Source organism: Rudaea sp., assembly GCF_036383415.1.
In the GTDB taxonomy this organism is placed as follows: Bacteria; Pseudomonadota; Gammaproteobacteria; order Xanthomonadales; family Rhodanobacteraceae; genus Rudaea.
Map to the genome: position 1 here is coordinate 1 of NZ_DASVOK010000079.1, position 6,926 is coordinate 6,926.

Annotated in this window: 7 protein-coding genes; 1 reads left to right on the top strand and 6 read right to left on the bottom strand. The window is 65.9% G+C overall.

What is annotated here, in order from left to right; all coding sequences use genetic code 11:
* Both VF497_RS02755 and VF497_RS02760 read right to left on the bottom strand, forming a co-directional pair.
* The coding region (locus VF497_RS02755) for a DUF456 domain-containing protein (protein ID WP_330886026.1) at positions 1-426 on the bottom strand (426 nt) is incomplete at its 3' end.
* Positions 427-435: 9 nt separating this feature from the next.
* On the bottom strand, positions 436-1,299 hold the full coding sequence (locus tag VF497_RS02760; protein ID WP_330886028.1) for an RsiV family protein: 864 nt from the start codon (positions 1,297-1,299) through the stop codon (positions 436-438).
* Positions 1,300-1,429: 130 nt separating this feature from the next.
* Between VF497_RS02760 and VF497_RS02765 the strand changes: the two genes are divergently transcribed.
* Positions 1,430-3,064 carry a serine hydrolase domain-containing protein gene (locus VF497_RS02765; protein WP_330886031.1) on the top strand — a complete coding sequence of 545 codons (1,635 nt, stop codon included), beginning with the start codon at positions 1,430-1,432 and terminating at the stop codon, positions 3,062-3,064.
* A 9-nt stretch (positions 3,065-3,073) separates the two neighbouring features.
* Here the strand turns inward: VF497_RS02765 and VF497_RS02770 are convergent, their stop codons facing one another.
* The 4 genes from VF497_RS02770 to VF497_RS02785 form a co-directional block, all read right to left on the bottom strand.
* Complete coding sequence (locus VF497_RS02770) at positions 3,074-4,192, bottom strand: ABC transporter permease (RefSeq protein WP_330886033.1); 1,119 nt, start codon at positions 4,190-4,192, stop codon at positions 3,074-3,076.
* A complete protein-coding gene (locus VF497_RS02775) occupies positions 4,189-5,112 on the bottom strand; it encodes an ABC transporter ATP-binding protein (RefSeq protein WP_330886038.1) in 924 nt (307 codons plus the stop codon). The genes VF497_RS02770 and VF497_RS02775 overlap by 4 nt, the downstream gene beginning before the upstream one ends.
* A 35-nt stretch (positions 5,113-5,147) precedes the next feature.
* The gene (locus VF497_RS02780; RefSeq protein WP_330886035.1) at positions 5,148-6,125 is read right to left on the bottom strand and encodes an HlyD family secretion protein; all 978 of its coding nucleotides are present in this window, start codon (positions 6,123-6,125) and stop codon (positions 5,148-5,150) included.
* Positions 6,106-6,926, bottom strand: an 821-nt coding sequence (locus VF497_RS02785; RefSeq protein ID WP_330886037.1) for a TetR/AcrR family transcriptional regulator, incomplete at its 5' end; no start/stop codon positions are given. The genes VF497_RS02780 and VF497_RS02785, both read right to left, overlap by 20 nt.

The following is a 6,926-nucleotide window of genomic DNA, read 5'->3' on the forward strand; positions in this document are numbered from 1 at the left end:
CGTGCCGAACAGCAGCCCCAGCCACGTGCCGACACCGACATGCGTGGCGCGGCTCAGTTGGCTGCCGACCAGCAACTCGCCCGCGACTGCGCCGAGGAACGGTCCGAAAATCAAACCCGGCAAACTGAAGAACAGGCCGACCACGGTGCCGATCATCGCGCCCCAGATCGCATGCGGACTGGCACCGACCCGTTTCGCGCCGAGCAGGCTGGCGACGAAATCGATCGCCAGCGCGAGCAGCGACAACACGCCGAGCACGATCAAGGTGAACACACCGACGTGCTGGAAGTGATCGGTCCACGCCGCGAGTAGCATGCCCGCGAATACCAGAGGTACGCCGGGCAGCGCGGGAATAACGGTGCCGGCGAGACCGACGAGGATCAAGACCGCACTGAGGACGAAATACAACGCCTGTTCGGTCGGCATGCCGGGCGCTCAGCGCGAGCCAGAACCCGGTGTACCCGGCGGCGGCGCGGCCTGCGTGGCGCTGTCCTTGTCGAAGGCGTCGCGATACTCCGGCTTGATCGCGTCGACGAACAGCTTCACCGGCACTTCGACCTGCGGCGCGCCTTCGGCCTCGGCCGCGACTTGGCCCGGCGCGAAGATCACGGTGATGCCGATCGCCTTGCCGTCGACGCCGTCGACGAGGAACGCGGCGAAGTTTTCAGCCGCAGGCTCGGTGCCCTTGTCGACGAGCGTGTGCATCGCCTTCATGCGCGCGGTCAATTCGGCCTGCGGCAGGTTCTGGTTGTACAGGCGCGCCTCGTATTCGGCGTAGAGGCGGCGGCGCACTTCGTCGCTGAAGGTTTTCAGTGCGGCCGCCGGGTCGGTGAACAGGTCGGCGAACGCGACGATCTTGCCACTCGGCAGATGCTGGTTGAACGCGGCGCGCAACGGCGTCGGCGTGCCGTCACCGACATCGGCCTGGCCCTGGGCGAGCGCGCTGGCGAAAGCGACGGTTTGCGTGGCGACGGTGAAGTCGAGATCGAGCTTGCCCGGCCGCTCGGCGCGTTCGGCTTCGGGCTTCAGCTTTTTGATGCGCTCTGCGAGTTCGGCCTGCTGCGCCTGCGTGTAGGCGTGCATCGCCGCTTCGAGCGGGGCAAGTTCGGTGCGCATGGACGGGTAGCGCGCGGCGACCTCGATGCCGTCGGCGCCGGCGGCCTCGACCTTGTCGGTGATGCGCGGAATCGACGGTGACGGCGGCGGAGCCGGCGCGGCAGGCGGCGGCGCTTCGCCACAGGCGGCGCAGGCCAGCGCAAGGGTGAACGACAGGCTCCGCGGCACGGCGCGAAGGAGCATGGAAAACGTCATGGAGAAAGCGGTCGGAAAAAACGAGCAGCGCGCAGTGTAGTCGCTGCGGGCACGGCGTTCCACGCGTCCGCGCCGAATCGATGAAGTACTCAGATATTCTTAACGCAAAGACAACGATTTGCCCGCAAAGAAGGCATCGGCATCCGCAACGAGAATTCTGCCGTGCGCGGGCTTGCCGGGCCATGCCAGCGACAGATCTGCCGAATTATGCTGTCGCCACCCCAAGCCTGTATCCATCACGTCGGAGCGCCGCACAATGAGTATCCGGAAGCTGCGTTTCTCCAGCGCCAAGTCGCTACTGCTCGCGTTGCTTTCCCTCGTCGGCCAGGGGCGCGAGGCAATCGCCGCCGATATCCCGGCCCAGAGCGTGCTCTTGCCAGATACGAAGGCGGGGAAGCTGGCCCAGGGCTGGCTGGAGGCCTGCCAAGACTCCAGGCAAATACGAGCCTGGACCATCGCCCATCTTTCCGCGGAGGCGGCGAAGAACGTTTCGGTCGACGACATCGCACAGGAGGACGCGAGGAAATGTTCGATCGACGGCGGATATCACGTCGCCGAAATTACCAAGTCGGACGCCGGCGTTATTTCTTTGCTTATGGTCGGATTGAAGTCCGGCATCTGGTACGGCATGCAGTTCAACGCGGACAGCACGGGCAAGATTGAGAATGTCGGCTATTGGCCGGCTACGCCTCCCGAATCGTCGATGCCAAAGGACCTCGGTGACGCGGCAATCGCCACGAGAGCAAAGGCTTTGGTTACCGAGCGCGCACAGGCAGGATTGTTTTCCGGCATCGTCAGTGTCGCGCGCGGCACGCAGCTTGTCGTCAGCGCGAGCGGCGGCTATGCAAACCGCGAGAAGAAAACTCCGATCACCGGCTCGACGCAGTTCACTCTGGGATCGATGGGCAAGATGCTCACTGCTGCGGCAATCGGCCAGCTCGTCGACCAGAAGAAGCTGGCATTCGACGACAAAGTCGGGAAATTCTTCCCGGATTACCCGAATCAAACGGTGCGCGACAAGGTTACAGTCAGCATGCTGTTGTCGCATACCGCGGGCCTGGGCGATTTTCTCGGCAAACGCACCCCGGCGATGATGAAGAACGGCACGAAACGCGCGGCGGAATTCCTGACGCTGTTCGATAAAGACGAACCCCGTTTCGAGCCCGGAACAAAATGGGACTACAGCAACGCCGGCCTCGTGCTCGCCGGCGCGATCGTCGAGGCGGCCTCCGGCGAAGACTACCCCGACTATCTGCGCAAGCACATCTTCGCCGTCGCCGGCATGGTCAACAGCGACCCGAACAACATTCCGCACAAGAACGCGGGGACGGTCACGCCATATACGAAGCGAGGCGAAAAAGGCGGGACCGCTGATTGGCACGAAGCCGAAGCCGATATCGGCAGTCCGGCCGGCGGCGCACTGTCGACGGCGGATGACCTGGTTCGTTTCGCCGATGCATTGCGCAGCGGCAAGCTCGTAAGCCCAGGCGTGTTCGCGCAGATGACCAAACCGTGGCGAGCTGGTGAACACTACGGCTACGCGCTGGAGATCGAGGATGTCTATGGACGCACCGTCGTCGGCCACAGCGGCGGCTATCCGGGCGTGAGCACGTATTTGCATCTCGTGCTCGATTCGCCTTACACCGTCGTCACGTTAAGCAATTTCGATTTCCCAAGCGAACCCTATGTCGGCGTTCCCGTCGTGGCGCTCGTAGCCGAGAGGGCGAAGCGCGATGCAGCACAAAAACCCTGAGCCTTGCGCCTAGTCCAGCCGCTTGCGTGTGCGCAGCACCGCGATCGTCAGGGTGACGACGCAGAACGCGGCGAGCGCGGCCAGCTCCGGCCACAGCTCGGCGAGGTGCGCGCCGCGCAGCATGATGCCGCGGATCAGGCGGATGAAGTGCGTCATCGGGAAGATTTCCGCGAGCCATTGCGCCGGCCGCGGCATGCCCGCGTACGGAAACATGAAGCCCGAGAGCAGGATCTGCGGCAGGAAGGTGAAGAACGCGAGCTGCATCGACTGAAACTGGGTCTTCGCCAGCGTGGAAATGAACACGCCCAGCGACAGCGAGGCGACGATGAAGGCCAGCGCTGCGCCGTAGACGTCGAACAGCGAGCCGCGGATCGGCACGTGGAAGATGGCGACGCCGAGCAGCAGCACGACGGTCACCTGCAGCAGACCGATCCCGACGAACGGCAGCACCTTGCCGAGCGTCAGCTCGAACGGCGAGACCGGCGTCGCGATGAGGAATTCGAGGTTGCCGCGCTCGCGCTCGCGCACAATCGCCATCGCGGTGAACAGCACCATCGTCATCGTCAGGATCACGCCGATGAGACCGGGTACGGTGTTGACCGGCGCGAGCCGCGCGGGGTTGTAGAAGTTCACGATTTCGACGTTCTTCGCCGGCGTCGCCACGGCCGGATCAATCAGCTTCTGCAGCGGCAACAAGGCGAGTTGTGCGGCGGCCTGCTGCACGACCTGGTCGGAACCGTCGACGACGATCTGCAGCGGCGGACGCGGCCACGGTTGGGTATCGATGTTTTGACCTGCCAGACGGCGCTCGAAGTCGGGGGGGATCACGAGCGCGGCGCTTATCCTGCCTGCGCGTATCAAATCATCGAGTTCCTGCGGCGTCTGCAGCCGATAGTGGAAATCCATCACGCCGGTCTGCGCGAGCGCGGCGACGACTTCGCGCGCGTGCGCGGTCTGCGCCTGGTCGAGCACGGCCGCGGGCAGCTGGCGGATGTCGAGGTTGATCGCATAGCCGAACAGCAGCAGCTGCATGGTCGGGATGCCGACGATCATCGCGAACGTGAGCCGGTCGCGGCGCAGCTGGCGCAGTTCCTTGAGCACGATCGAAAAGAGGCGGCGCAGGTTCATGCCGCAGCCTCGCGCTTCGGCTTCTGCGTGGCGACGACGAAGACGTCTTCGAGGTTGGCTTCAACCGGCTCGACGCGCGCATCGATACCTTGCTGTCGAAGCTTCGCCGCGATCGCCGAACGCGCATCCGCGCCGTCGCGCACGAGCACGCGCAGGTGCGCGCCGATCTGCGCCATCGACACGATTGCTGTGTCGCCTTCGAGCGCCTGCTGCGCGCGCCGCGGCAAATCGCATTCGACCAGCAGCGCCTGGCCCGGCAGCGCAGCGCAGAGCTCGCGCGGACTGCCGTCGGCGACGAGGCGACCATGGTCGAGGATGGCGAGTCGATGGCAACGCTCGGCCTCGTCCATGTAGTGGGTGGAGACGAGGATCGTCGTGCCGGCGTCGGCGAGCGCGAACAGCGAATCCCAGAACTCGCGCCGTGACTGCGGATCGACCGCGCTGGTCGGCTCGTCGAGCAGAAGCAGTTCGGGCTTGTGCAGTACCGCCGCGGCGAGCGCGAGGCGCTGCTTTTGCCCGCCCGACATCGTGCCGGCGAGCTGGTCACGCTGCTGCGTCAACCAGTAGGTCTGCAGCAATTCCTCGATGCGCTTTCCTGCCTCGCCGCGCGAAAACTCGTGCACGGCGGCAACGAAGTCGAGATTCTCGTACACGGTCAGATCATCGTAGAGCGAGAACTTCTGCGTCATGTAGCCGATGCGCCGCTTGAGCGCCTCGGCGTCGCGCGGAATCGTGCAGTCGAGCACGGTGATGTCGCCGCTGGTCGGCAGGAGCAGGCCGCAGAGCATGCGGATCGTCGTCGACTTGCCCGAACCATTCGGCCCGAGGAAGCCGTAGACCTGCGCGCGCGCGACGGTGAGATCGACTTGATCGACCGCGACGAGCTCGCCGAATTTCTTCGTCAGGCCACGCGCGACGATGGCGTTGACGGACTCGGCCATGGACGGCAAAGCGCTCAATGTTTTTCGCTGGTCGCCAACAACGCCCGGCACGGAATGCCCGCGGGCAGATCCTTCGTCTTTTCCGAGGCGTCGAGCGCGAGTTCGGCGCGCCATGCGAGCCGGCTCGCGTCGTCGCCGCTAAGCGCATAGTACGGTGTGAACGTCGGCTCGCTCGCGATGCGCAGCGCGGTCGCGTCGAACGGCGCGGCAGCTCCGTCGATGCTGATCTTGAAGCGCGCGCCCTGCTTGAGATTTGCGCGCATCGTTTCGGGAACGTAGACGCGCGCGAACGGCGCGTCGCCGACGAGCAGACTGACCACGCTCGCGCCCTGCGCGGGGCGGTCGCCGGTTTTGTACGGCAGTGAATCGACCCGGCCCGCACGCGTCGCATGCACACTCAAGTGCGACAACGTCACCTGCAGCTGCGCGAGTTGCGCCTGCGCCTGCGCGAGCGCGGCTTCGCCCTGGCTGATGTCCTCGACGCGCGTGCCGTGCAGCAGTTCGTCGAGGCTGGCGCGAGCGGAATTCGTCTCGGCGTTGGCCTGGCGCAGCGCCGCGTCGGCATTGTCGAGATCGGCCTGGCTGTTGAGTCCGCGCTTGCGGATCTCGGCCGCGCGGTCGCGTGCGAGCTTCGCGTTGACCGCGCCGGCCTGCGCCCGCGCGAGCGCTGCGCGCGAAGCATCGATCGTCTCGGCGCGCGCACCGTGGCGCAATTCGTCAAGTGCCGCCGAGAGGCGCGCGACATCGGCCTGCGCGGCATCGACCTGCGCCTGCGTGCGGCGTGGATCGAGCACCAGCAGCAACTGGTCGGCGGCGACATTGTCGCCTTCCTTGACGAGGATCTGGGTGACCGGTTCGGACACTTCGGCGGGCACAGAGATGCGGTCCCATTCGAGCGTGCCGAGCAGGGTGCCAGCGTCGTTTTCGCGCGTGCAGCCGGCAATGGAGAGCGCGGCGAAGATCACGAGCAGGCTAGCGCTTAGGTTTCGCATGGATCGGCTCCAGTACGCTGTCGATGACGGTCAAGGTGTGCGCGATCAGCGCCTCGTCGATGCCGTCCTCCAAGGAAGGCTGCTGCGCGGCCATGGTCTTGGCCCAGGTGCGCAGGGTTTGCGCTTTGTCCGCGGCGACGCCGTCCAGCATCGCCGCCGCCATGCCGCGCCACACGGGTAGCGCGGCGAACGGAAACACGACGAGGCTGATCAGCGACAGGCCGAGCAGCAACGGATGCAGGTCGGTGCGGATTTCGCCGCGGCGCTGCGCGGCGGTGATCTGGTACAGCGCCTTCGGCGCGATCGTCGCCATGAACTGCGCTTGCACCTGTGCGCGCAGCGCACCGCCCTCGCTGAGCACCTCGCGCGCCATCAGCCGCGGCATCCACGGATTGGCCGCGATGTTGCGCATATGCGTTTCGAGGAAGCGGCGCAACGTGGCACGCGGGCTCGGCAACGGCTCGCGCAGCGGCGCCACCGACACGGCGATGAACGGTGCGATGCGTTCGTCGAGCAGGGTCTGTACGAGCGAGTCCTTGCTCGCGAAGTAGTAGTGCAGCAGCGCCGGCGTGACCTGTGCGCGGCGTGCGATCTCGCGCAGCGGCGTCGCCGCGATGCCGCGCTCGCCGAACAGCGCGACCGCCGCGTCGAGCAGGCGCACGCGTTGGTCGACGCCACCCGACGCCGCGCTCGGCCGTCCCGGACCTCGCGGCGCGGCGACAACCGCCTTCGGCGTTCGCGGCCGCGTTGCTTTGGCCTTGCCTGTGGCGGTTGGCCTGTCCGGTTTTGCAGATTTTCTGT